A 25,065-nucleotide genomic window follows, 5' to 3' on the forward strand; every position below is an offset into this window, starting at 1 on the left:
TTATCATCTTTGTATTCAAATACTGTTTTAAAAAAGTTCTATGCCGCTATTTACTTCGGATTATAATCCTTCTCTACCATTTAAAAATGGCCATTTTAACACAATGTATCGTCCATTATTTATGAAAGAAACCTGTGCTTATTCTCGCAAAAGAGTTTTTACATGGGACAACGATTTTATCGACTTAGATTTTTCTAAAGTAAACTCAAATACCTTGGCAATTTTAATTCATGGTTTAGAAGGAAGCTCAGAATCTAAATACATACTTTCTACAGCAAACGAGTTAAATGGTAAAGGAATTGATACTGTATCATTTAATTTGCGTGGTTGTAGCGGAGAAGACAATTGGTTGTTAGGAACCTATCACAGCGGAAAAACAGAAGATGTAGATTTTGTTGTTAAGCATTTATTAAATAATTATTACTATGAAAACATCCTTATTATCGGTTTTAGTTTAGGCGGAAATTTAACGTTGAAGTATATGGGAGAATATTCAGAAAAACTTTCTCCAAAAATAAAAGGTGCCATTGCAACTTCAGTTCCAATCGACATTACAAGTTCAGAACGCGAAATGGACAAATTAAAAAACAAACTATATCTCGAAGAATTTTTAAAAACCATCCGATTAAAAATACTAGAAAAATCATATAAATTTCCAGATTTTAGATTAGATAAAGACAAACTTTTTAAAGCAAAACGATTTAAACACTTAGAACATTTATATACGGTTCCTGTTTTTGGTTTCGAAAGTCCAGAAGATTATTGGCAAAAAGCAAGTTCAAAGCCTTATTTATCAAAAATAAATAAGCCTACCTTATTAATAAATGCCAAAGATGACTCGTTTTTAAGTCCTGAATGTTTTCCGTTTGAAGAAGCAGGAGATTCAGAATTTTTTTTTCTTGAAGCCACAAAATATGGTGGTCATGTTGGATTTATATCAACATTTAAACAACAAGAAAGTAGATGGCTAGAAAAACGAATTAGTCGTTTTATCGATGAGAATATTCAAATCCTAGTTACACAAACAATATCTTAAGTTAACAATGGTTATTACAATAGGATTTAAGATATTTGTAACAAGCAACCGTTTATTTTGAAAAAACATTATTTCTTTCTGTTCTTTTTCTGTGCATTTCAAATAACTGCGCAAACCTTTAGAAATTATTCGAACGAATTTTTAAATATTGGTGTTGATGCTAGAGCTTTAGGTATGAGTAAATCGGTTGTTGCAACAAGTAATGATGTCAATGCAATTTATTGGAATCCTGCAGGTTTAGTAAATTTAGAAGACTACGAAGGTTCTTTAATGCATGCTTCTTATTTTGCAGGAATGGCAAATTATAATTTTGCCGCCATTGCATTACCAATTGATGATGAAAGTGCGGTTGGAATTTCTATCATAAGATTTGGAGTTGACGATATTTTAAACACCACTGAACTTATTGACAGTCAGGGAAATATTAATTTTAATAGAATTAGTTTATTTTCTGCTGCTGATTATGCTTTTACGTTTTCCTACGCTAGAAACTTAATTTTTAAAGACATGTATTTTGGTGTAAATGCCAAAGTTCTTAGAAGAGTTATTGGCGATTTTGCTTCTTCGTGGGGATTTGGATTTGATGCCGGAATTCAGTTCGAAAGAAACGATTGGAAATTTGGATTAATGGTTCGAGATATCACAACAACGTATAATACTTGGAATATTAACGAAATTGAGTTTGATAAAATTAAAAATTCGATTCCTGGTCAAAATCAAGAATTACCAGAAACTTCAGAAATTACCAAACCTAAAATACAGCTCGGTGTTGCACGAAAATTTAGAGTAGCAAGAGATTTTCATCTATTAACAGAAGTTAATTTAAACATGCGATTTGCGCAGACTAACGACATTATTTCATCAAGCGTTGTAAGTATTGACCCAACATTTGGATTCGAATTAGATTATACAGATTTGGTTTATGTACGTGGCGGAATTGGAAATATTCAAAACACAACTCAATTTGACGGAAGTAAATCAATCTCTTTACAGCCAAATTTTGGCGTTGGATTTAAGTACAACGGAATTCATATAGATTATGCATTAACAAATATTGGAAGTGTTGGAAATGCACTGTATTCAAATATCTTTTCAATCAAGATTGATTATAAATTTTTTAGAAATTAAGAATTATGAAAACAAAAATTATTGCTTTACTTCTGATGTTGTTTGTAATTCAACTTACCTTTTCTCAACATAAAAAATTATCAGAAAAAGCAGAAGTTAGCATTATCACTGCAGGACCTGGGAAAGTATTGTACGAAGGCTTTGGACATAGTACAATAAGAGTAAAAGACACCGATTTTGATACCGCCTACAATTATGGGATTTTTGATTTTGATGCACCAAATTTTTACTTAAATTTTACAAAAGGAAAATTATTATACAAACTGCAAAGTTATCCTTTTCATTATTTTGTGAGAAGTTATCAAAAAGATAAACGTTGGATTAAAGAGCAAGTTCTGAATCTTAATCAACAAGAAAAGCAACATTTTTTTGAATATTTAGAGAACAATGCAACACCAGAAAATGCAACGTATTTATATGATCCTTTTTTTAATAATTGTGCTACTATCTTAAGAGAAATAACAGAGACGGTTCTAAAAGATAAAGCTAATTTTAAGAATGAACATATTGAAAAAAATCAATCTTTTAGACAACTAATGAATGCTGAAATACCTTGGAACACTTGGGGAAGTTTCGGAATAAATTTAGCTTTAGGAAGTAAATTAGATAAAGTAGCAACTGCAAAACAACACATGTATTTACCAGATTATGTGTATAGCGGGTTTAAAAATGCCACTGTGAAGCGAGGCGCTATTTCTGAAAATTTAATTAAAAACGATCGTTATATTTTAAAGTTTGAAGAATTAAAAATTTCACCTTCCTTTTTCAATCCGTTTATCGTTTTTACATTCATTTTATTGCTTGGAATTTTTATCACCTATAAAGATATAAAAAGAAACCAAAGAACAAAATGGTTTGATTTTTTACTGTTCTTTTTTACAGGAATAATTGGAGCTCTAATTGCATTCTTGTGGTTTTTTACCGATCATTCTACTACTCCAAACAACTTTAATTTTTTATGGGCATTTGCACCTAATCTAATTGTTGCATTTTATATTGTAAAAGAAACCCCTAGATTGTGGATAAAAACGTATGTAAAGGTGCTCATTGTTTTACTTTTAATTATTCCAATAATTTGGATTGGAAAAATACAATTGTTACCGTTTGCAATTCTTCCTTTTGTAATGCTATTAGGGATTCGTTTTTTCTTTCTAAATAAAGTGTTATTGACCTTTAAAAAATAAAACTGTAGAAACTGTTTTGATAAGTATTTTGAAATTTAAAAAGAAACTTCTTTCTTTTATATAGTATAAATCATATCTTAATTTAGTTTCTTGCTCTTCAATAGTGTTTGCATACGGATAATTAACTTGTGCCCAGCCTGTTAAACCAGGTCTAACTATATGTCTTATTGCATAAAACGGAATTTTCTCTTCTAAATCAGAAACAAATTCAGGTCTTTCTGGCCTAGGGCCAATTAAACTCATTTCTCCTTTTAGAATATTTATAAACTGAGGAAATTCATCCAATCTAGTGTTTCTTAGAAGCTTCCCAAAAGAAGTAATTCTTTTATCGTTTTTTTTGGCCCAAACGGCTCCATCTGTTTCGGCATATTTAACCATAGATCTCAGTTTGTATATTTTAAAAACCTCTCCTTTAAAACCTACACGATCTTGAGTGTAAAATAATGGTCCTCTATTTCCTATTAAATTTCCAATAAGAATTAATGGGATAATACAAATAAAAAATGTGATTCCTATTAAAGAAATTAATACATCAATTACTATTTGCGTAAAATGAAAAAACTGATTGTCATTGTTTACACTAAAATTAATATTTTTATAAAAATTAAAATCTAAATACTCTTTTGGAATTCTATTGGTAACCTCTTCATAATACGTTTCAAAACTTTTTATATTGACACCTGTTTCAAATAGAAAAATTAATTGTTTGTTTAACCTACTTATGGTATCTCCAGAAAAACCTGATGTTGATATTACAATTTCTGAAGCCATATTAGCGCGAACTAATTCAATTAAATCTACAGTTTTTACATCGTTAAAGTTATTTAATCCTTCAATCTCTGCATTAGAAACATAAGTTGCAATGTTGTGATAGTTTTTAAATTGTATTAATTCTATCAACTTTTCTGTTCTTGAAGTATGACCAATGACAATTATGGTTTTAAAATATCTAGGTGAAAATAAAAGGGCAATATATAAAAATCTCCATATGATAACCGGTAAAGTTATGAGTAAGAAAAAATAAATTACCTGAAGCCTATTGGTTGGTAAAGAAGGAGTAATAAAAGGTGAAAAAACATAAAACAGTGTCGTAATTAAAGTAGTAACAAATACACTTCTAATTACTAAAAATCTATTGTTTGAAACTTTTAAATTATAAAGCTGAAATATTTGACCAAAGAGTATAAAATAAATAGCTAAAATAAAAAACCAACTATATATTAAATCACTATTTACATCTATATAAGTAAAACTTGTATATTTGGATGCAATAATTAAACTTAAGAGCATTGAAACGACATCAAAAGTTCTAAGTAATAATTTTCTTTCGGAAATGTCTATATGAAATGACTTTTTGCTCATATTAATTCATTAGAAAAACAGTTTGATGAGATTGTTGATTATATCAAATGTAATAAGTTTTTATGTCTTAATAATTAAATATCTCTAAATATAAATTACTAAGGTATTTATAATTATGATATTTTGTAACATATTCAAACCCTTTAACAGCAAAATTATTTTTATCCTCGGTTTTCATATCATATAATTTTATAATTGCCTTAACAATTTCTTTAGCAGATTCTGGTTTAACAATTATACCACAACCGGATAGTTCTACTGGGTCTTTAACTAAATTTGAAGATTCTAGAATCACCTTTTTAGCCAACATATAATCAAAATATTTATTATAAGAAACCCCATATTGATATAACGGAGAATCATATCTCCCAATAAAACAAACATCAAAATAAGCCAATATATTTTGGACTTGGCTTTTTTTTATCTTATTTATAAAAGTAATGTTTTCATTATTTTTAACTTGATTTTCAAACTGATGCTTTAATGGTCCATCACCAACTACAACAAAGTGAATATGATTATTTTCTCTTAGTTTATTAGATGCCTCAAAAAAATATTCCATTGCATTTGCCATACCTAAAGTACCAGCATAACCAATAATAAATTTATTATTAGGAATTTTATTTACAATTAATTTTGGTAACAGCTCGTTTTCTAATGAAACTAAATCAATTCCATTTGGTATGTATTTAAATTTTTTTTCATTTTTAGAAATGTCTGTAATATATTCTTTTGCATTTGGTAATAACGAAACAATAAAATCAGATTTTTTATATGCAAACTTCTCAAACCAACCAACTATTTTTATAAATGGGTGGTTTTTAGAAAATCCTTTTAAATAAATAGGTGTTAACGGCCATAAATCTCTAATTTCAAAAATCAGTTTATTAGCTTTATACTTTTTTTTAAAATAAGCACCGCTTAAAATAGGAAAAATAGGCATTGATGAAACCAAGATTATAGTTGGTTTTTCAATTTCTTTTTGAGGTAAAAAAAACAATTTTAAAGTAAATACGATATTACTCCAATATTTCCCAAAACCTGCATTAAGATATTTTGGTGTTTTTATCCAATAGAATTCTATCCCTTTTTCAACTTTTTCTTTAGTCAGTAATTTGTTAGAAATTTTTGGTTGATTTCTAAATAAATGATTGTACGAACCTGAAATTATTTTAACATTATAACCTTTTAAAACCCAATATTTGCTCAGGCTAATATGTCTCTCTCCCCAACCAGAATTAAATGTTCCCGCAGTTTGGTTAATAATCCATATTGTTTTTTTAGGCATTTTTTATTTTTGATATTGTTAATTTATATTTCCCATTTTTCTCTTTAGTGATATTGTTTACTTTATTTATAGATAAAGTTACATTTGTTCCAATCTTTTCAAAAAAACGTTGTTTTATTTTTCTTTCTTCTTTTTCAGAAAACGATGATTCAACAACAATATTTATTACATAGTTTGTGAAACTATTCTGAATTACTTGTGATAATTTTAAATAAGGAATGTCTGAAAACAATCTATATAAACTAATTATCTTTCTTCCATCTGCAGTTGTAATCACATCCTCTAATCTCCCAGAAATCTCATCAATTTTCAACATTTTAGATCCTGATTTAGTTTCTTGATTTTCTGATACTTTAATAAAATCTCCTATTCGATAACGTATTAAAGGCTGATCAAAATTTAACAAACCAGTTGATATAAGCTCACCTTCTTGAGTATAGTTATAATTCTCATCGATTACTTCTGCAATAGCAACATCAGAGCTCCATAAAAAGTCTCCATTCATATTTTCTGAAATTAAACCACAAGATTCTACACCACTATAAGCATCAAATGTTCTACAATTATATGCTTTCATAAAAGTCACCCTCATTTCTTTTGTTAATTTTTCACTAGATGTCAAAACAGCTTTTAACTTTGGAACATTACAGTTATTTTTAACAATTAAATCTGCTAAAAAATAATTACTCATTGCATATCCAACCATATATTCAATATCATTATTAATAATACCTTCAATATAGTTATTTAAGTTCTTTTTTGAAATATGATATGCAGAAAAATAAGTTTGCTTTTCAGCTAGATTATAGCGATAAAAAGGAGGTGTTGAAACTGCATCTGGCAAAATCTTTCTTCCACCAATCATTCCTCTTTTCATTTTCAAATCAATTCCTGCCCAATTTCTAACTCTTGCCTCATATAAAGCACTCCAAATTTGAAAAAATTCTTGAGAATAAAAAATTTTGATTGGTGTACCTGTACTACCACTTGTAGAAATAAAATTTCCTTTTTTCTTTTCTTTTGATAGCAATGTTGTAGTGCCATATTTACGTAATGCTTCTTTTTCTAAAAAAGGTAGTTTTATTAAATCTTCTAATTCAAACTTACTAAATGTTGAGTTATTAAATCCGTGTTTTTTATACATTTCATTATAATATGGAACTGTATTAAAAGCATGGCTCAATAATTTTCTTAATTCTATAGTTTGATAATCTCTGAATTGCTGTTTTGTAAAAATTTCACGTCGCTTAAATTCTTCTAGTTTTGAAAAAAAAACACCTGTATATTTTTTCTTTTTAAGTTGATAACCATAGGCAGAAACCATTAAGTTTTGAATAAAGACAGGAGTAATATCATATATTTTTTCAAAAAAATTCATTTATCTCAAAAGTTTAATCCATTTATCCTTAACTATTTCCCAACCAAAAGTTTCAGCTTTCTCTCGTGCTCTTTTCGTAAAACGAATATGTTGTTTCTTTAGAACGTTACAAATTTGATCTGCCATTTGCTTGGCATTTTCTTTATCAACTAAAATACCATCAACATCATTATCTATTAGGTATGGCATACCTCCAGCGTTAGTGCTAACCACTATTAAACCTAGCGCCATAGCTTCCATAATACTTACTGGTGTATTATCAAAATTTGTGGTATTGATAAAGATATCATAATCTACTGATTTTTTGTGCCATTTTTCTTTTGGTAAAACACCAGTAAATTCTACTGATTTTTCTAGTTGATATTCTTTAACTTTAGCTTTTACCAAATTAATTGAATCATCTTTTACGGGGCCAACCATGCATAAAGTTGCTTTAGGAAATTCTTTTTTCACTAAATATAAAACTTCTATAGCCATAGTTGGATTATAAATATGACAAAATGATCTTACCCATAAAATATTTGGCCTTATGTTTTTCCTTTCTTTATATGAATAATTTTCTATTTCTAAAATATTTGGAATGAATACTGTTTCATAATTTTTTTTTTCAAATGCAATTTTCAAATAATTTGAAGGAGCGACATTTTTGAATGAATTAGCAAAAATCATTTTAGATAGTATTTTTGAATTTACTAATCTAATTGGTAAATTTCCGCCGTGTAATATAGAAATGTATTTTATGTTAAAAATTCTAGCTAATTGTGATGTTATAAAAGCATAATAAAAATTAACTGTGCTAAAAGTATCAATAAGAATATAGTCTACTTTTTTTCTATATTTTATTACTGAAAAAGACATATGGAGTAACCTTACTAATTTATTTAATTTATTAGAGGATTTATAAATAGTCATCCCATCAGATTCTAATAATTTACTTAATGTCTCCATTGTTGAGTTGTATTTACTTTTTTCTGACAAATCATTTCCAATATATAAAATACTACTCTTCTTCATTTTTTGTAATTATAATTAAGCTCAAAGCATAAATAAACCCAGGTAAGGCAATCCGCATGGCGGAATGATTAATTGTTAAAAACCAAATCAAATAAAAAGCTATTAAATAGCCTCTTTGATAATTTGTTGAAAACCAAATATTAGAAAATGGAATAATTATTAAGCCTACTAAAATAATTAACCCAAATATCCCGTGCTCTTCAATTAGTCTTCCAGCTTCATTATGAGATACAGCAGTCACGTGTTCATTAGTGTCTTGTCTTCTATATTTACCATTACCAACTCCAATCCCTAAAGGGTTATTAACAAAACTCAGAATCTGGGTTTCTAAAATATCAACTCTCCCGGAAGTGATATCTTCTTTTTGAACTCCACTTGCATTTTTCCCAGCATAACGGTTGTCTAACATACCACCTGTAGCGCCAGAAGTGTAAACCCAAATTGCCATAGAGAAAGTTACCCCAATAGTAAGATATTTTATAAATACTTTCAGTGAATTTTTATTTGAAATAATATAAAATACCGCAAATACTATTAAAACAACAATACCTGTAATTATTCCTCCTCTAGAAAACGTTAATAAGCCTCTATAAATAAAGTACATTAAAAAAATTACATCTAAAATAACAAAACCAGTAATTCTTTTTTTTATTAGAATAAAAATAGATATAATAAATATACCTACTCCAATAACAGTAGCTACTTGATTAGGTCCAAAGCCTCCAGATGTTTCAAAATTTGCAGCTCCTCCAAAAATTATTTCTTTTATATCTGGTGTCCTAAAATACAAATACGTAACAGTTGAGAATAAAGGTAGAAGCATACTAAACAAGGAATTTAATAAATTTTCTTTTGCAATTTTTCTTTTGTAAAAATATATACCAGAAATACCTAAGACTAAAGGGCCGCTTAAATTAAAAACGATAGCTTTTCTGATAGATTCACCTTCAGGAACACTTGTTAAAAAAACACCTATAAAGAGTAGAAAAAGATAAAATAAAAAATGAATACCAAATCTTTGATTAAACCTACCTAAAAAAAAACCTAAGGTTAAAAATAAAATTACTGCATACTTACCGGACTCATAAAACACTAAAGAATTTGTCATTCTTAAAAAAACTTCAGCACCAACTATGTATGCAGAAAACACTAATGCTTCTTCATTAAAATTTTTTTGAGATATTAGAAAGAATATTGGCACTATAATACAGAGAAAACCAAATATTTTAGGAAAAAAAGAAAATGTAGCTAAGTACCCAATTACAATATGGATACCTATTAATAATAGTTTATTTTCTATGATTTTGTTTAACATTCGTTTTTGTAAATCTCTATTATTTTAAAAATTGCTTCTTCTTTAGAAAATTTTGTAGTAATCGTTTCATTAATTTCTAAGGCTAAAATCTTCCTTTTTTCTTTAGAATTCACCAATAACTGAAATGCATTCGCTAAAATAACACTATTTGATGGGGGGACAATGAATCTTAAGTCTTTAACGACTAAGTTACATTCACCTACGTCTGTAACAACAGCTGGGAGTTTTGCTAAGCCATACTCCAATAATGAAATTGGTAATCCTTCAGATTTTGAAGACAATACCCCAATTGTTGCTTGAGACAAAATATATTGAATATCAGAACAAACTCCATACTGAAATACTTTATCAGTTAACTTATTAGTTTCTATAAAGTCATTAACCGAATTAGAATACTCATCATTATATGATTTACCAACTAAATGTAAAGTCCAATTAGTATTCGCTTTAGAAACCTCAAGAAATGCTTTTAGTAAGTTTAAATGATCTTTATCTTTTCTATATCCAGCAAGATGAATAATCCTTTTATCTTTTTTGCCTCTCAATTCTGTTATTTTTTCTTGATTATTAAAAACTGGAAAATTCCGAATAAAAAAAACTTTTTTAGTGTATAAATTATTTAATGACCAATTTTTTAATTTGGTATTGACTGTAAATATTGCTGAAAAAAGGAGTGAAAATAGTTTTAAAGGAATCATATTTTTTTCACTTAATGATTCTCTAAAACCGTAATGATCATGCCAAATAATTTTAATTTTTGGATTGAGTATTTTTACACAGACAGCAATAAATGAAGAAGTTGAATGCGCATGAACAATTGTAATGTTGTGTTTTTTTATATAATTACTAAGTTTTATTATTGCTCTAAAATCAATGATTTTTTTTCTATTTAGAAAAATGTACCCAACACCAAAGTTTAAATTTTCTTTTAAAAGACCTTCATTTCTTGTAGCACATAAATGTGAGTTAATATTTTGTTCAAAAAGTCCGTTGGCAATATTAACAGCCAAAACTTCTGCACCGCCCACATGAAGTGAATCTATAATCTGTATGACACCAAGCTGCTCCAATTACACAAATTTTTTAATTTCTTTTTCAAATTTTTCTAAAGTAAATTGTTGAGACCAATCTTTTGCTTTAGTTATTTTTTCAATATAAATATTTTCTTGACTAATATACTTTTCTAATTCAATTATAATTTCAGTTATACTTTTACTTACAATACTACCTCTTTCTCCATTTCCTAACATAAACGGAACACAAGAAACTTTAGATGATATTGGTAAACAAGACCAAAACATAGCTTCTGCAACAACTTTAGGCCAACCTTCAGATTTAGAAATAAAAACTAAAAAATGACTTTCTTGAAAGGCTTTTTTTACCATTTCTTTAGGTTGATTACCGTGTAAAATCACATTTCTATTCAACTCGTTTTTAGAAATATACTCTTTAACTACATTAAATATTGCTCCATCTCCAAACATATCTAACTGAATGTTATATCCTTTATTTAGTAATATTTCTGCAACTTTCACAGTCAATAAAGGTTGCTTTCCAACACTAAAATTTCCAACAAACAATAACCTAATTTTGGCTTTTAAATTTTTAGTTTTAATAGCAGTAATTTCCTCTTCTGAATAAGAAGCAGTAAAAAAAGGGATTATATTTTTTGATTGATTTTTCCATTCTCCATAAACCAAGACTTTACAATTTTTGGTTAAAAAAGTACTCGATAATATTCTTTTTTGTAATCTATAACTTAATGGTTGTTTACTTTTAGGATCCCAGTTTCCAGCATATTTAACTGTTTTAGGTTTAGACGGAAAAGCAATTTGAACAAAACATCCTAATACTCCTATATTTCCTGGACAACGTAAGTGAATGTGGTCTACAGATTTCATCACTTTATAAATTTGAACACAAATTTTTGGAATTACTATAAGTGATAAAAAACTATTTTTTAAAGTTGTTAGATTAAAACTAGGGATTTCAACAAGTTTTAGCTTTGAATGATGATATGGAGTTTCAATTTTTGATATTTCTTTTTCTTTAGATTTTGGTGCCAAAATTACAATTTCATCAACATGTTTTGCCCATAAGTTCATTTCTCTTACATAAGGTTCGTAAGCAAAAATATCTTTTTCTTTTATTTTATGTTCTGCATGTGTTATAATTCCGAATTTCATTTGATTAACTGAACTTTTGTATATAGTTACCAAATTCCTTTAACTTATCATTATTATATCCACTAAAGTTAATGTTATTTGAAACAGCTGCATCTCTATCATTAATAGAATCTCCAATTAGCAAAATTTCACTTGTATTATATTTGTTTTGGTAGATTAAGTTATTTACATTTAAAATTTTGGTTGTTGGTGAACCATGAATGGATTTAAAATATTTATCAATTTCTATTTTAGCACAAATTGCTCTAAGCTCTTTTTGATCAGAAGCTGAAACTATATGCATCGTTTTCGTTTTATAATACTTTCTTACATACTCTAAAACTTCTTCAACAATAAGGCTTTTATCAGCAAGTAATTGCAACATGATTTTTGAAAATTTTTCTGCCCATTTTACAACTTCTTCTTCAGAAATTTTTTCTGATCTTATTTTCTCAAAAAAATATCTGAATTTAACATAGCGTGATAATCCACCATTTTTATGATGAAAGCTCATTAATTCTGCTACTTCATTTTCAGGAAATTCTTTTAAAACCTCTTCAAAGCCTTTATCCCTAATTTTATTAGAATTTAAAATAACACCATCAAAATCCCATATAATAATTGATTCTTTTATCATTTTCCTTCTAAAACATTAATTACTTTCTGAACATCTTCTGGATAATCAACGGGGATAGTTGATTCTGATAATTCTATCATTTGCACATCATAACCCATTTCTAAAAAACGCAATATTTCTATATCTTCTTCTTTTTCAAATTCAGTTTTTTTTCCATAATTATAAAAATCTGTCAATGCTTTTTTCGGAAAAGCATAGACACAAACTTGTCGATATCCAAAGCTGAATTCAATCTCTTTATTTCCAGGGATTCCTGCTCTAGACATATACAATAACCGCTTGTCATTTCTAAAAGTTACTTTTGGTATTCCCACACTTCTAAAATGATCTTCTGTTTTAATTGGACAATATCCGTTTAAAATTTTTCCTTCATTATTAATGATCTCATTTTTAATTTTAATAATATCTTCAGGATCAATTAGTGGCTCATCTCCTTGAACATTTATAAAATAATCTGCTTCAACAACTTTAGAAAATTCGGCAACTCTATCTGTTCCTGTCAAACAAGTATTACTCGTTAAAACCACATTGATATTTCTTTCTTTACAATGTTTCATAATTGCATCATTATCTGTTGCAACATAAACCAATTCTGGTGGCATTGCTTTAATACATTGCTCATAAACACGACTTATCATAGATTTCCCGAGAATATCTACAAGTGGTTTACCTGGCAATCTTGTTGATTGAAAGCGTGCTGGTATTACAAGAACTATTTTCATTAGTTATGAATCAATTTATAAATAGATGATTGTGGTAATGTTTTATAGTTTGTTGGAGTAATTGCACAAAATTCAACTTTTTGCTTCTCTAAATCTTCAAATAGTTTTGAGTTTTCAAAAAATAATTCATGGTCTTTTTGTGCCATTTCACTTTCTAAATAACCATCAAAACCAGTAAAATAAATCTCTTCTGCATCTAAATCAATAGCGGTTTGTATAGCAATCGTTGTATGAGCGTCATTTGATAAGGAAGTGAAATCTACTTTAGAAAGTTCAAATGTATTTTGTATAATTTTTTCTGGAACAAAAGTTCCCATTTTTCTAGGTGATGGTGGTAAAATACAGTTTCCAGAAAAACCATCTAAATCTTCAAATACTTTAGACATTCTTACCCCCTCATTACCAACTAAACAAAAATATTGTTTATTTTCAACATCTTTAAAAGGGAGTGCATTTTTTGAAGATGCATGAATTAGTGACATATCTGAATCAGCCATTAATAATTCTTTAATTGCTTCTTGATGTTTTATAACAGAAGGCCCTCCGCCAATTATTAAAATTTTTTTACATTTATTTACTTTTTTAAATTCAGGGAATTGAGTGTGCTTTTCTAAATTTGATTGTGTGTTTAATGCTCTAATAACACTGTTTAAAGAATAGTATTTTTTAGAAACCCACTCCATTACTTCTTTTTGAGGTAAGGATCTAACACCAGAAACCATATAAGGCAATGATGTACCCCATTGATGATTAGAGCGCAACTCTTCAAATGCTGTTGTTACATCACTTAAAGCATCAAAATTGACATCCAAACTTGCTCTTTTATTTAATACAGAAAGTAAGAGCTCTGTTTTTAAATTTCCAGCACCTCTTCCCATTCCTGTTACTGTAGAATCAATAATTTCAACACCATTTTCTATCGCAGTTAATGTATTTATCAATCCTAATTCAATATTATTATGTCCATGGAATCCTAAACTAATATCTGAATATGCTCTAATTTCTTCAATTGTGTTTTTTATGTCTTCTGGAAAAACACTTCCAAAAGAATCTACCATATAAAAATAATCTACCAAATTATTTAATTTTGATAAAACCTCTTTTATTTCTTTATACTTATGCCATTCAGACAAATACATTACATTAAATGCAACTTTGAAAGACATTTTTTTAATCTTCTCTGCTAGTTGTAAAGCTTTAAATACATTGTCTGGTTTGACAGCTATTCTAATTAAATCTACATATCCTAAACAGGGTTTTAATAATTCTTCTATATGACTAAGATCTACACTTTTTTCATCAATTATAATTGCTAATTTTTTACCTGAAAGATCTTTTATTCTTTTCATTGTAAATTCTGAGCAATAAAAAAATTCCCCTTGATACCCATTTTTTTTTGGACTCCTATACCCAGCCTCTAAATATTCTAGAGGTAATAAATTCATGTTCCTAAAATACGTCTTTACCAAAGAATCATCAAAATCCCAATTTGTATAATAACCACCATCTCTTAAAGTGCAATCTAAAATTTTCATCGACATATTATAAAATTGATTATTATTATTATTATTATTCTATATTATTTTTAAAGTAAGAATAATTTTTAATGAATGAAAATTTATTTTGCGAATTTTCTATAAAAACTCCCATATTGTATTTATTTTCATCTCTCATAGCAACATGATTAGGCATAGTGTTTCTTCCATTAAAATATTGCTCACCTCCTTCACCAGCATCTAATCCATAAATTTCACATGTTTTTATTGAAGAAATAATTGATGTCAACCAAACACAATATCCATAAATCATCAGTCCACTATTAGAATCTGGATTTATTAACTTGTTATCGTTTATAAATTTAATTCTTTTTGTATAATAGTTTTTTGAATTAACAGATATCAAGTTTTCGTTGTTAGAAACTACAATTGGAAATTTAAATTTTCTTTTTCCTAAATATTTTTTTACAAGTTCAAATGACAATTTACCAATTCCGTTACCATTAGAATGTGTAAATATCTCAATAACAACTAGTTTTGGATTGTGTTTTAAACCAAATAACAGAAATTTCTGTAAATAACTCACGTCTTTTATCAAATGCACGAAATCTGTATCTTTTTTTAAATATAAATAAGACGAATTTGTTGTTATATATAAAGTTTTCTTATCTATTTTACATTTATTTAAAGAGGGGCCAGCTGCTAAACCTGCTATTTTAACATAATCACTACAAATTTCTAATAAATCCTGATCAATAATTTTATCTTTTTTAAATAAATTAAGAACAAGAAATAAATATTTATTAATTCGAGAGTATTTGTTTGTATATTTTATAATATCAAAAAACCTCATACTATTTATTACTTTATTATAGATTTATAAAATTCTATATTTTGATTTATAATTGAATCTGAATTAAACCTTTTTAAAATATTTTTTCTTGCATCACTCCCCATTTTTTCGAGCTCTTCTTTTGAATTTAAAAGATTAATTATTGATTTAGCTATTTTTTCAGGCGTAATCGATTCTAGTGTTTTAAAAATATTCTTATTATTTCTAATTTCTTCAAATGGTTTAATATTACTTGCTAAAACAGGTTTTTCCATTAAGAGTGATTCAACTAACACCAAACCAAATGATTCCATATGCGAAGGAAAAACACATAAATGTACTTGTTGAATATACTTAGGTACTTCTTTATATGGAACAGGTCCAATAAAATTAATAGAATTTTCAAAAGTTTTTGGTATTATTGTTTTTAAATAGTTTTTATACGAATCTCCATTAGAATAAAACCAATCTCTTCCTAAGATATTTAAAGTGACATCAGGAATTTTCTCTTTTATGATTGGAATTGCTTGTACTAGTTGTCTAATTCCTTTTTTTTCGCAAATGGTGCCAATAAATAACAAACTGTTTTTTTTGTACTCTGCCACGTTATTATTTTTAAATTGATTAATATCAACTGTATTATAGATTGTCTTAAAATTAAAGTGGCTATTTAAATATTTTTTTGTTTGATTGCCAACATAATCACTCACAGCGATATATCCATCAGCTTTTTTAAAGGATTTTTTTTCTTGATTACCTCTCCAAAATGCAGGTTTTTTATTAAGTTCAATAGCAAAAAAATGATGTCCTCCATGCAAACGAATTACTTTCTTATAGGTTGTTTTTTTAGGAAAAAAAGCAAAACTTAATTCACTTCCTTCAATAACGTCAATCTTATTTACTGAGTTAATTTTATTTATTTTTTTTAAAAGACGTTTCGTGTTATTATAAAATTTTGCGAATTTCCATGTAGATTTTGGTAATCTATAAACGTTAATTCCATTCACTTTTTCTATTTGTTCTGAATTTACATTATAAAAACCAACAACAGAAACATCTATGTTTTTCTTGGCTAATTTTTCGCCTAAAAATTTAACGACAGAACCTATTCCTCCTCCATTTAATCCTTCGGTAGGAAACTCGCTTGTTATAAAGCAGATGTGCATTTTTCAAGAATTAGGTTTGCTAAATTTATAGAATTTTTTTCAAGAGGATGTTGTATTATTTTTTTTAGCCATAATTTTCTATCTGATGCGATTAAATCTGGTGTATTTAATGCTTTTTTTAATAATGGATAATATTCAGATGGATTGTTGATCCAACCTACAGCATCTAACTTTTTCATGCTCTTAAAATGCTCAAATTGATAAATCATTTCTACAGACCAGTTCTTATCTTTCTTTGGGTTGTAATTTAAATACAAGCAGGGCTTATCATAAATAGCAAAATCGTGTGCCATTGTGCTTCCCAAATTTACAACGACATCAGAGTGTAAACAAGTGTTTACTAAAAGAGAAATATCATTATATGATGGATAAAGTGTTTTGAAGTTGGTTTCTTTAGAAGATGTTTCCACTCGCCAATCAGGATTAATAACTCTAATATCATTTTTATATTTTTCCAAAACATAATCATAACGGTCACTAAAATCTACAGGGCATCTTCTAAAAATAATCTGTGGTCGTTCTTCAGTTGAAAACTTATCTAATGAAGAACATAAATCTTCTAAAAAATATTGATCATAGGGAGATGTGAGCTTATCATCACCCGAAAAACAGATAGTTTTTTTATTGATATTTAAATTGTGTTTCTTGAAAAATATTTCTTTTGTTTTTTTCAATTCAATCTTTTTGTAAAACTCAAATTGTGGTGAACCAACAATGTGAACATTCTTTGGAGATATTTCTTTATACAGAAAGCATAACTGTTTTTTCATTAAATCTGACCAAACAAAATACATATCTGGTCTGCAAATTAATCTTCCTTTAGGAATGTTATCCCAAGAAAAAATTACCGTACTGTTTTTAATTTTTAACTCTTTTCCTGCTAATATAATTGGTGTTGTAATAGGTGATCTTTGATGAAGATTTAAGATAAAATCTGGTTTTAATTCTTTTAAATCTTGTAGTGCTTTTTTATATGCATTCGTCTTTTTTATTTTGTTTTCATATTTTATTTCATTCTTTCTAAGATTATTATAATTCTTTGAAAAGAAGACTCCGAGTCTTTTACATAAAAAGTAAAACACTTTTAATTGAAGTGATTTTGGTTTTTTTCCCCAAAAATCAAGTATTGTTATGTTTTTTAAAACGTTTTTAAAATAAATTAGTCTTGCATATGCTGTAGACTCCCTAAGCAATCTCAAATAAAAACCTTCTTTTAAATCAGAAATCTCTATGTTTTCTATTTTAATATCATGAACCCTTTCTATTTCTTCAATAGCTGCTTTAGAAACTTTATGGTACAAACAAATTTCCGCCCCTCTTTTCCTTAGTTCTACAACTAAATCTGAGTATAAATAGTTTCTTATTCCTACACCATCTGGCACTAGAATTACAATCTTCATTTTTAAATTTTTAAATTATAAATCTTGAAATTGTTTTTGACAATTTACATTCCAAATCTGCTTAGAATTTAACAAATGTAAGAAAAGTGTATTGCTATTTCCTTTTCCAAAATCAGAAATATCCAATTTTTCAGATTTTATTTGATTACACTTTGTAATAGCTGACAAAATTTCATTTATTTCGTGAGAAACATTTAAAATAGAATTTCCTTTTGATCTATTATTTTGTCTTGAACCAATATTTATTGTTGGTATTTTATAAAAAGGGGCTTCTCTTATACCTGCACTTGAGTTACCAATTATAAAAGTTGATTCCTTCAATAGTCTAAGAAAATACTCAAATCTTAAAGAAGGAAAAATTTTAAATCTAGAATTATTTTCTAATCTTTTATACTGCACTAATATTTCGTCCGTTCCTAAATCATTATTAGGAAAAACAACAACAAAATTTATATTAGATTTTAGTAAGGCATCAACAAAAATTTTACTCTGTTGTTTAATACTTTCATATTCTGTTGTTACAGGATGAAATATTGCTATTGCAAAGTCATTAAAAGGGATGTTGTAATATTCTTTTACTTTTGTCAAGTGAGGTAAATTAATAGGATTCATTAAATCTAAATCTGGTGAACCAATAATATAAATTGACGACTCTAATTCCCCCATTTGAACTAATCTCTTTTTTGCTTCTTCATTAGAAACTAAATGTAAATGTGCTAATTTACTAATCGAGTGTCTTATTAATTCATCAATAGTTCCTGAAATCTCACCTCCTTCAATATGAGCAACTAAAATATTATTTAGGCTTCCTACAATTGCACCCGCTAAAGCTTCTACTCTATCTCCATGAACAACTATTAAATCTGGTTTTTGTAATGCTATATATTCAGAGAAACCTTCTATGGTTTTTGCTAGAGTTCTGTCCATCAAACTTGAATTGTTATGATTTTTAAAAGTTGAAATATTGTTAAATCCACTTTTATAAATTTCATTTACAGTCAATCCATATTTTTTATCTAAGTGCATTCCTGTAACAAAAAGTTGCACATCAAAATCATCAGATTCTTGAGTTATTTTAATTAACGATTTTAGCTTTCCAAAATCAGCTCTTGTTCCAGAAAGAAAAACTATTTTTTTCATTTTTTAATATATGAAATAGTTTGAGAATATGGTTTCTTTTTAATTTCTATTTTATTTTCAAAAAAATCATCTACTGCTTTATTTGTACCAGAGAAAGTTCCATAATCATCTAAAATAATTATTCCTCCTTTTGTAATTCTATCATATAATTTTTCTAAAATTATCTTTACAGGCTCGTATAAATCTACATCTATATGAAGTAAAGAGATTTTTAAATGCGGATTTTTAATTAAATATTCATCTAACGTTACAAGGATATCTCCTTTTATCAATTCTACATTTTTTTCTAATCTTTGTGATACTAATAAGTCATTCATTTCTTCATAAGAAATACTTTTACCTCCTTGAGTTTCTTCAACAAATAAATCTCTTCGTTTTTTATCCTCATCAAAATTAGCTTCAGGAAAATCGCCAAAAACATCAAATCCTATAATTTTTCTGCTTGAATTGTTTTCTAACAAATCTCTAAATTTAACCCATCTAAAAAATGAATTCCCTTTAAAAATCCCAAATTCCAACACTTCTCCTCTAACTGTTGAAGTCTCTCTAAACAATTCTAAATGAGTTAGAAACTTACTAAACCTCGATGAATCTGCTGTTGCATAAAATCCATTTTCATATTCAAATTTTTTATCTAAATCATATATTCTATCCATCATATTATTTTTCTATATCTTTTATTCTTAACTGTACATCTTTATTTATACTAGCTGATGCTTTTTTACCTAAAATAGTATTAAATTCTTCGGCTAAAATTTCTCCAGAACCTGGTCTTTTTACCCAGATATTTTCTTTAGTAAAAATTTCTCCTTTTTTAATTTCTGCTATTGTACAAACTGTTGCAAAGGCAAAATCTATGGTTACTTGTTCTTCTTTTGCTGGCTTTTTTGTTCCACCACGCATTTTCCAAACCAACTCTACCCCTTCTATTAATTCTTTACAAACTTTTTCATCCATAGAACAAATAATATCTGGACCTGTTCTACTCATATAGTCTGTAAAATGACGTTCTAAAATACTCGCTCCTAAAGCAACTGCTCCTAAACAAGCATGGTTACTTGTTGTATGGTCTGATAATCCATATACATGTTTTGGAAAAGCTTTATGTAATTCTGTCATTGCTCCAAAACGAACTAATTCAGGCGGTGTTGGATATAAATTTGTAGTATGCAATAAAGCTAAAGGTATATTTTCATTATCAAAAATTTGTATGGCTTTTTGAACACTTTCAATCGTGTTCATCCCTGTACTTAAAATAACAGGTTTTCCAAACTTTGCAATATGTTCTAATAAAGGATAATTATTACATTCTCCTGAGCCTATTTTATATGCAGAAACATTCATTCTCTCTAATCTTTCTGATGCAGCTCTCGAAAATGGAGTAGAGATAAAAATCATCCCATTATTTTCTACATATTCTTTAAGTTGGATCTCTTCTGATTCGTTTAACGAACATCTATCCATAATTTCATAAATAGAAACATCTGCATTTCCAGGGATTACGTTTTTTGCTGCTTCGCTCATTTCATCTTCAACAATATGAGTTTGATGTTTTACAACTTCAACTCCTGCTCTTTTTGCAGCATCAACCATTTCAAATGCGGTTTGTAAACTCCCTTCGTGGTTAATTCCTATTTCTGCAATTACCAAAGGCGGAAAATCTATTCCAATTTTTCTGCCAGATATTTCAATATATGGATTCATTTAATTTATTCTTTTTTACCAAGCGGTCCAACCACCATCAATTATTAAATTATGCCCTATAACATGTGAACTTGCGTCAGAAGCTAAAAACACAATTCCTCCTCTCAATTCATTTTTATCGCTCATTCTTCCAATAGGGTTTAAATTTTTAAATCTTTCTAAAAAAAGTCCGTCATGACCGTCATAAATTCCGCCAGGAGTTAAAGAATTAACTCTAACACCTTTTTCTGCTAACCAAGTTGCGGCATATTTTGTTAGTGCAACAACTCCATGTTTACTAACAGTATATGCAACTGGCTGAACAATTCCTGTTCCTGGATACATTTTATGATTTGGGCTAACAACCCCGTACAAAGAAGCAATATTAATAATTGATCCTTTTTTTTGTTTTATCATTTGATTTCCTGTAATTTGACATCCTAAAAAAGTTCCTGTTAGGTTTACATCCATAATTGCATTCCAATCTTCTAATGAAAAATTTTCAAATGTTTTATCATAAGAACTCGTTTTCGTTTGATTGGTAAAACCTGCATTATTTACTAAAATATCTAAAGAGCCTTCTTTAGCTACAATTTTATTAACTAATTCTTGCCAATTATTCTTACTTGTTACGTCTAAACAAGCAGCAAATACATCTTCATATCTAATTTCATCTACTTTTTCTTGACATTTTTTTAAATTGATATCTGCTAAATATACTTTAGCTCCATGAGAAGCTAAAGCAATTGCGTGTTCAGAGGCTAATAAACCAGCTCCACCAGTAACTAAAGCAACTTTGCCTGTTAAATCAAATAATTTATTCTCCATTCTTTTTCATTAAAAATTCTACAAGTTTAAAATCTAATTCTGTATCAATATCTATAGCTAATTCTCTAGGGATTGGATATATCTTACACGAAGCATTTGACCAATGGTCAAATTGAAATAATGCTTCTCTTTTTATTACATAAACAGCAGGTGTTAAACTATATACAATTGGTGCATCTTGACGGCAAACTATTGGTTTTTTGCTTTTTTTTACAATTTCAAAAGTTCCATCTTCTTTTTCTTCCATCATATTAAAATATGGATTTCTTTCAGGTTTATAACCCGTTATTACAACATCAACCTTGCTTTCTTTAGCTAATTGAATACAAGCATCTATATGTTCTGGCAATCTTCTTGGGACTGTAACATCAAGATCAACTAAATATGTTATTTTTAAATTATTTTTCTCCTCATATTTCAAAACTAAATCCTTAAAAACTTCCCATTTAGAAGCTTCATCTGAAGATAACACATTTGATCTTTTAAACACCTTACCTTCTTCTAAATATTTTTTAGAAATATCCAGTATTAAATCACTATCAGAAGAAACAATAACATCATCAATAGTTGCGGCGTTCTTTGCGCATTCAAAAGTGTATGACATTAAAGGTTTTTCTAATAAATCTCTATAGTTTTTTCCTTTAACTCCTTTAGAGCCTCCACGCATACAAATGCTCGCTACTATCATACGTGTATTAGTTTATTTTCTGTGTTTGATAATTTAGATTTCTCTACTAAAGTAATAGATTCTATTGCTTCATTAGTTGTAGTTAATCTCGTGTCTCGATTTTTTAAAGAAGAGTTCATAAACGCTTTTATAATAGTTATAAATCTATCATTTCTCTCTATTTGTTTATACTCAAATTTATTCCAAATAGGATTGTCATGAGTCATCCATTTAACAACTGCATTAGTATAATCCAATATTATTGTTCCTTTACTTCCAACTATTTTACAAGTTCTTGACAATTCTTTCTGTAAATAATCCAGGTAAATTGTTCCAATAACACCTGTACTTGTTTGCAAAATATTTACAGAAACATCTTCGGTTTCAATCTCTAAATCACTTATTTGATGGTGCTTTCCAAAGATTGAAGTGATCGGTCCAAATAGCCAATTTATATAATCAAATTCGTGAATTAAATCTAGCATTACACCGCCGCCTAAGGATTTTTTAGCGCTCATTCCTTCTCTATAATCTTCGTTTGGTCTCCAATCCGGTAAATATTGCCCAACTTCTGCTTGAAAAGAGCAAACTTTACCAATTAATTCTAATTCTAAAAGTTCTTTTACTTTATTTAAACCTAAATCAAAGTGCAAATCAAAACCAATAATTACATTTAAATCATTTTTTAAGCTAATTTTGTTTATTTCTTCTGCTTCAAATTTATTATTGGCAATCGGTTTTTCAATATAAATATTCTTCGTTGTATATTTTGATATTTCTAAGAAGCAATTATAATGTAATGCTGTAGGTGTACAAATAAAAACATAACAAAAGGAGTTTGTTTCATATGCTTCTTCTATAGATTTAAATACTGGTAAATTTGGAAATTCATTTACTTTACTACCACTCTTTCTAACCAAACTAATATTAATAAAACCTAATTGAAATAGGTTTTTTAAATGTCTTTTCCCTATGGAACCAACCCCAATTATTAAGATGTTATTATTCATAAATTGATTTTACTTCTTTGAAGTTTTTAAAAAACAAGGGCTTTAACTTCTCCAATTCAACTTCATTTTTATCCCACCATTTTAGTTCTTCAATTTCATTAATAATTAAATCTGAAAACCTTTTTTTAATTAGTTTTGCTGGAGTTCCAGCAACAATAGCATACGGTATTACATCTTTTGTCACAACTGCTCCTGCCGCTATTATAGCTCCATTTCCTATTTTTATATTACCAACTATTATTACTCCATGACCAATCCAAACATCATTACCTATTTCTATTTTGTAATTTTCTTTCAACTCTTTTAGTTCTCCATTGTAAAGTTTACTATTAATATAAGTTGACAGGTATGTTATTGGGTGATTTGAAGAATACATTGCTACATCCGAGCCTAACTGGCAATATTTTCCAATAATAATATTTCCTGAAAGGAAATTATTAAACCCCAATGTTGTTGCTTTACCTAGTGTGATTTTTCCTGAAAAATTACACCCTCGAGGAACATCATTATTTCCTTCAAATTTCACATTTAAATACCCATTAGATTTTGTTGAAATTCTAACCCTTTTCTTTTTTAATTGAGTTCTAAAAATAAATCGCTTAGTCCAGAGCAAATATTTATATGCATTTTTTTTAATCATAAAAATATGTTCCTATTTGTAAATTATATTTTTAAACACCCTATAAACCGTTTTTCTAAAGTAATATGGTAAATTTAAGTAAATTCTTTTTTTAAACTTGAGGTTACTTGATTTTAATAATTCAAATGAATGTTCTTTTACCCAATCTGGTATAGTATTTCCTAAATGATATACATAAGTGCTTATCAAAGAAACTCTATAATATCCCATCACATCAATTGGTTTATCTATATACTCTAACTCATATCCTTTTTTAAAAATATCTGTTGGTTTTTTAAATGGAAGTTTTCTTAAAACATCTCCTTTATATGAAGCTACAAAGTGTCCGGCACCAATGCAAACTTTTAAATTGTCTTTTTCCAAAAAATATTGTGAAGCAAACCATTCTTTTTTATTTGATATAGAAATATTATTCCCTACACTTTGGTCAAAAAGATTTAAAGATTTATTGGTAATTACTTTTCCTTTTTTCTTTTTTAAAAATATATTTGAAAATAATGTAACATTATTATAAAAAGCAACTTGAGGAGTTGGGAGTGGAGCAACTACTCCAACATTTTTAAATGTATTGAAAACTTTAATGGTTTCTGATTGCCAATTAGAAAAATACAAAACATCTGCGTCAGCAATAGTTATTAACTCTTCAAAAGTTCCTTTTACTTCAGATAAAACAGAGTACAGTTTTCCTAAATTTTCAATATACTTAACATGTTTATCAATTGCTTTAGATAGATATAATTCATCAATATAGTTTGTAACTTCAACTTTACATGCATTATTTATTATTGTAATAACTGTGCTTTCTTTATCTGTAGTTTTAATTAAAGAATTAACACTACATTTAAATACATCGAATAGGTTTTTATAATATTCATCATCAGATTCAGGTATAAAAACTGGAATAATTATCCGATGCGTTTTATATTTAATCTGACTTCCTTTATTTTTTTCTGGATTAACTCCTAGTCTCATTT

General features: G+C 27.7%; 24 protein-coding genes. 3 read left to right on the forward strand and 21 right to left on the reverse strand.

The annotated features are described in order from the left end of the window. Window positions 1-40 precede the first annotated feature (40 nt). Genes ACEWL1_RS08385 through ACEWL1_RS08395 form a run of 3 tightly spaced genes read left to right on the forward strand, consistent with a single transcriptional unit; the run spans window position 41 to window position 3,348 of the window. Window positions 41-1,036 carry a YheT family hydrolase gene (locus ACEWL1_RS08385; RefSeq protein ID WP_409232849.1) on the forward strand — a complete coding sequence of 332 codons (996 nt, stop codon included), beginning with the start codon at window positions 41-43 and terminating at the stop codon, window positions 1,034-1,036. Between the two features lie 57 nt (window positions 1,037-1,093). Beyond that, window positions 1,094-2,164, forward strand: a complete 1,071-nt coding sequence (locus ACEWL1_RS08390) for a putative type IX sorting system protein PorV2 (protein WP_409232850.1) — start codon at window positions 1,094-1,096, stop codon at window positions 2,162-2,164. 5 nt (window positions 2,165-2,169) lie between these two features. Beyond that, window positions 2,170-3,348: a lipoprotein N-acyltransferase Lnb domain-containing protein gene (locus ACEWL1_RS08395; protein WP_409232851.1), complete on the forward strand. Its 1,179-nt coding sequence runs from the start codon at window positions 2,170-2,172 to the stop codon at window positions 3,346-3,348. Here the strand turns inward: ACEWL1_RS08395 and ACEWL1_RS08400 are convergent. The 21 genes from ACEWL1_RS08400 to ACEWL1_RS08500 form a co-directional block, all read right to left on the reverse strand. Continuing rightward, window positions 3,328-4,710 carry an exopolysaccharide biosynthesis polyprenyl glycosylphosphotransferase gene (locus ACEWL1_RS08400; protein WP_409232852.1) on the reverse strand — a complete coding sequence of 461 codons (1,383 nt, stop codon included), beginning with the start codon at window positions 4,708-4,710 and terminating at the stop codon, window positions 3,328-3,330. The genes ACEWL1_RS08395 and ACEWL1_RS08400 overlap by 21 nt on opposite strands. A gap of 67 nt (window positions 4,711-4,777) precedes the next feature. Further along, window positions 4,778-5,998 (reverse strand): glycosyltransferase family 4 protein, encoded by a 1,221-nt coding sequence (locus ACEWL1_RS08405; protein WP_409232853.1) that lies wholly within the window; start codon window positions 5,996-5,998, stop codon window positions 4,778-4,780. Further along, window positions 5,991-7,376 (reverse strand): phenylacetate--CoA ligase family protein, encoded by a 1,386-nt coding sequence (locus ACEWL1_RS08410; protein ID WP_409232854.1) that lies wholly within the window; start codon window positions 7,374-7,376, stop codon window positions 5,991-5,993. The genes ACEWL1_RS08405 and ACEWL1_RS08410 overlap by 8 nt, the downstream gene beginning before the upstream one ends. Further along, a complete protein-coding gene (locus ACEWL1_RS08415) occupies window positions 7,377-8,390 on the reverse strand; it encodes a glycosyltransferase family 4 protein (RefSeq protein ID WP_409232855.1) in 1,014 nt (337 codons plus the stop codon). Then, window positions 8,377-9,705, reverse strand: a complete 1,329-nt coding sequence (locus ACEWL1_RS08420) for an O-antigen ligase family protein (protein WP_409232856.1) — start codon at window positions 9,703-9,705, stop codon at window positions 8,377-8,379. The genes ACEWL1_RS08415 and ACEWL1_RS08420 overlap by 14 nt, the downstream gene beginning before the upstream one ends. Continuing rightward, window positions 9,699-10,775 carry a glycosyltransferase gene (locus tag ACEWL1_RS08425; protein WP_409232857.1) on the reverse strand — a complete coding sequence of 359 codons (1,077 nt, stop codon included), beginning with the start codon at window positions 10,773-10,775 and terminating at the stop codon, window positions 9,699-9,701. The genes ACEWL1_RS08420 and ACEWL1_RS08425 overlap by 7 nt, the downstream gene beginning before the upstream one ends. Further along, complete coding sequence (locus tag ACEWL1_RS08430) at window positions 10,776-11,891, reverse strand: glycosyltransferase (protein ID WP_409232858.1); 1,116 nt, start codon at window positions 11,889-11,891, stop codon at window positions 10,776-10,778. It lies immediately after the preceding gene. 4 nt (window positions 11,892-11,895) lie between these two features. Beyond that, the gene (locus ACEWL1_RS08435; protein ID WP_409232859.1) at window positions 11,896-12,507 is read right to left on the reverse strand and encodes an HAD family hydrolase; all 612 of its coding nucleotides are present in this window, start codon (window positions 12,505-12,507) and stop codon (window positions 11,896-11,898) included. Further along, window positions 12,504-13,229, reverse strand: coding sequence for a 3-deoxy-manno-octulosonate cytidylyltransferase (locus tag ACEWL1_RS08440; protein ID WP_409232860.1), 726 nt, complete (start codon window positions 13,227-13,229; stop codon window positions 12,504-12,506). The genes ACEWL1_RS08435 and ACEWL1_RS08440 overlap by 4 nt, the downstream gene beginning before the upstream one ends. Continuing rightward, entirely contained in the window at window positions 13,229-14,764 is a 1,536-nt protein-coding gene (locus tag ACEWL1_RS08445) for an aldolase catalytic domain-containing protein (RefSeq protein ID WP_409232861.1), read from the reverse strand. Before ACEWL1_RS08445 ends, ACEWL1_RS08440 begins: the two co-directional genes overlap by 1 nt. A 34-nt stretch (window positions 14,765-14,798) precedes the next feature. Next, a complete protein-coding gene (locus tag ACEWL1_RS08450) occupies window positions 14,799-15,578 on the reverse strand; it encodes a hypothetical protein (protein ID WP_409232862.1) in 780 nt (259 codons plus the stop codon). A gap of 8 nt (window positions 15,579-15,586) precedes the next feature. Further along, on the reverse strand, window positions 15,587-16,723 hold the full coding sequence (locus ACEWL1_RS08455) for a glycosyltransferase family 4 protein (RefSeq protein ID WP_409232863.1): 1,137 nt from the start codon (window positions 16,721-16,723) through the stop codon (window positions 15,587-15,589). Beyond that, on the reverse strand, window positions 16,705-18,123 hold the full coding sequence (locus ACEWL1_RS08460; RefSeq protein WP_409232864.1) for a glycosyltransferase family protein: 1,419 nt from the start codon (window positions 18,121-18,123) through the stop codon (window positions 16,705-16,707). Before ACEWL1_RS08460 ends, ACEWL1_RS08455 begins: the two co-directional genes overlap by 19 nt. Window positions 18,124-18,138: 15 nt before the next feature. After that, entirely contained in the window at window positions 18,139-19,263 is a 1,125-nt protein-coding gene (neuC, locus tag ACEWL1_RS08465; protein ID WP_409232865.1) for a UDP-N-acetylglucosamine 2-epimerase, read from the reverse strand. Next, entirely contained in the window at window positions 19,260-19,919 is a 660-nt protein-coding gene (locus ACEWL1_RS08470; protein ID WP_409232866.1) for a TylF/MycF/NovP-related O-methyltransferase, read from the reverse strand. The genes neuC and ACEWL1_RS08470 overlap by 4 nt, the downstream gene beginning before the upstream one ends. Window positions 19,920-19,923: 4 nt before the next feature. Next, entirely contained in the window at window positions 19,924-20,967 is a 1,044-nt protein-coding gene (locus ACEWL1_RS08475) for an N-acetylneuraminate synthase family protein (RefSeq protein WP_409232867.1), read from the reverse strand. A gap of 15 nt (window positions 20,968-20,982) precedes the next feature. Further along, window positions 20,983-21,774, reverse strand: a complete 792-nt coding sequence (locus ACEWL1_RS08480) for an SDR family oxidoreductase (protein WP_409232868.1) — start codon at window positions 21,772-21,774, stop codon at window positions 20,983-20,985. Next, window positions 21,764-22,462 carry an acylneuraminate cytidylyltransferase family protein gene (locus tag ACEWL1_RS08485; RefSeq protein WP_409232869.1) on the reverse strand — a complete coding sequence of 233 codons (699 nt, stop codon included), beginning with the start codon at window positions 22,460-22,462 and terminating at the stop codon, window positions 21,764-21,766. Before ACEWL1_RS08485 ends, ACEWL1_RS08480 begins: the two co-directional genes overlap by 11 nt. Further along, a complete protein-coding gene (locus ACEWL1_RS08490) occupies window positions 22,459-23,451 on the reverse strand; it encodes a Gfo/Idh/MocA family protein (protein ID WP_409232870.1) in 993 nt (330 codons plus the stop codon). Before ACEWL1_RS08490 ends, ACEWL1_RS08485 begins: the two co-directional genes overlap by 4 nt. Continuing rightward, window positions 23,444-24,091, reverse strand: coding sequence for a CatB-related O-acetyltransferase (locus ACEWL1_RS08495; RefSeq protein WP_409232871.1), 648 nt, complete (start codon window positions 24,089-24,091; stop codon window positions 23,444-23,446). The genes ACEWL1_RS08490 and ACEWL1_RS08495 overlap by 8 nt, the downstream gene beginning before the upstream one ends. Window positions 24,092-24,103: 12 nt before the next feature. Then, window positions 24,104-25,063, reverse strand: coding sequence for a hypothetical protein (locus ACEWL1_RS08500; RefSeq protein ID WP_409232872.1), 960 nt, complete (start codon window positions 25,061-25,063; stop codon window positions 24,104-24,106). Window positions 25,064-25,065 lie beyond the last annotated feature (2 nt).

The organism is Polaribacter gochangensis (assembly GCF_046224025.1).
GTDB lineage: Bacteria > Bacteroidota > Bacteroidia > Flavobacteriales > Flavobacteriaceae > Polaribacter > Polaribacter gochangensis.

Excerpts from the sequence above, each read along its gene's own strand:
- ACEWL1_RS08385 (WP_409232849.1), top strand. The coding sequence starts at position 41 with ATGCCGCTATTTACTTCGGATTATAATCCTTCTCTACCATTTAAAAAT.
- ACEWL1_RS08395 (WP_409232851.1), top strand. The coding sequence starts at position 2,170 with ATGAAAACAAAAATTATTGCTTTACTTCTGATGTTGTTTGTAATTCAA.
- ACEWL1_RS08400 (WP_409232852.1), bottom strand. The coding sequence starts at position 4,710 with ATGAGCAAAAAGTCATTTCATATAGACATTTCCGAAAGAAAATTATTA.
- ACEWL1_RS08405 (WP_409232853.1), bottom strand. The coding sequence starts at position 5,998 with ATGCCTAAAAAAACAATATGGATTATTAACCAAACTGCGGGAACATTT.
- ACEWL1_RS08410 (WP_409232854.1), bottom strand. The coding sequence starts at position 7,376 with ATGAATTTTTTTGAAAAAATATATGATATTACTCCTGTCTTTATTCAA.
- ACEWL1_RS08415 (WP_409232855.1), bottom strand. The coding sequence starts at position 8,390 with ATGAAGAAGAGTAGTATTTTATATATTGGAAATGATTTGTCAGAAAAA.
- ACEWL1_RS08420 (WP_409232856.1), bottom strand. The coding sequence starts at position 9,705 with ATGTTAAACAAAATCATAGAAAATAAACTATTATTAATAGGTATCCAT.
- ACEWL1_RS08430 (WP_409232858.1), bottom strand. The coding sequence starts at position 11,891 with ATGAAATTCGGAATTATAACACATGCAGAACATAAAATAAAAGAAAAA.
- ACEWL1_RS08435 (WP_409232859.1), bottom strand. The coding sequence starts at position 12,507 with ATGATAAAAGAATCAATTATTATATGGGATTTTGATGGTGTTATTTTA.
- ACEWL1_RS08440 (WP_409232860.1), bottom strand. The coding sequence starts at position 13,229 with ATGAAAATAGTTCTTGTAATACCAGCACGCTTTCAATCAACAAGATTG.
- ACEWL1_RS08445 (WP_409232861.1), bottom strand. The coding sequence starts at position 14,764 with ATGAAAATTTTAGATTGCACTTTAAGAGATGGTGGTTATTATACAAAT.
- ACEWL1_RS08450 (WP_409232862.1), bottom strand. The coding sequence starts at position 15,578 with ATGAGGTTTTTTGATATTATAAAATATACAAACAAATACTCTCGAATT.
- ACEWL1_RS08455 (WP_409232863.1), bottom strand. The coding sequence starts at position 16,723 with ATGCACATCTGCTTTATAACAAGCGAGTTTCCTACCGAAGGATTAAAT.
- ACEWL1_RS08460 (WP_409232864.1), bottom strand. The coding sequence starts at position 18,123 with ATGAAGATTGTAATTCTAGTGCCAGATGGTGTAGGAATAAGAAACTAT.
- neuC (WP_409232865.1), bottom strand. The coding sequence starts at position 19,263 with ATGAAAAAAATAGTTTTTCTTTCTGGAACAAGAGCTGATTTTGGAAAG.
- ACEWL1_RS08470 (WP_409232866.1), bottom strand. The coding sequence starts at position 19,919 with ATGGATAGAATATATGATTTAGATAAAAAATTTGAATATGAAAATGGA.
- ACEWL1_RS08475 (WP_409232867.1), bottom strand. The coding sequence starts at position 20,967 with ATGAATCCATATATTGAAATATCTGGCAGAAAAATTGGAATAGATTTT.
- ACEWL1_RS08480 (WP_409232868.1), bottom strand. The coding sequence starts at position 21,774 with ATGGAGAATAAATTATTTGATTTAACAGGCAAAGTTGCTTTAGTTACT.
- ACEWL1_RS08485 (WP_409232869.1), bottom strand. The coding sequence starts at position 22,462 with ATGATAGTAGCGAGCATTTGTATGCGTGGAGGCTCTAAAGGAGTTAAA.
- ACEWL1_RS08490 (WP_409232870.1), bottom strand. The coding sequence starts at position 23,451 with ATGAATAATAACATCTTAATAATTGGGGTTGGTTCCATAGGGAAAAGA.
- ACEWL1_RS08495 (WP_409232871.1), bottom strand. The coding sequence starts at position 24,091 with ATGATTAAAAAAAATGCATATAAATATTTGCTCTGGACTAAGCGATTT.
- ACEWL1_RS08500 (WP_409232872.1), bottom strand. The coding sequence starts at position 25,063 with ATGAGACTAGGAGTTAATCCAGAAAAAAATAAAGGAAGTCAGATTAAA.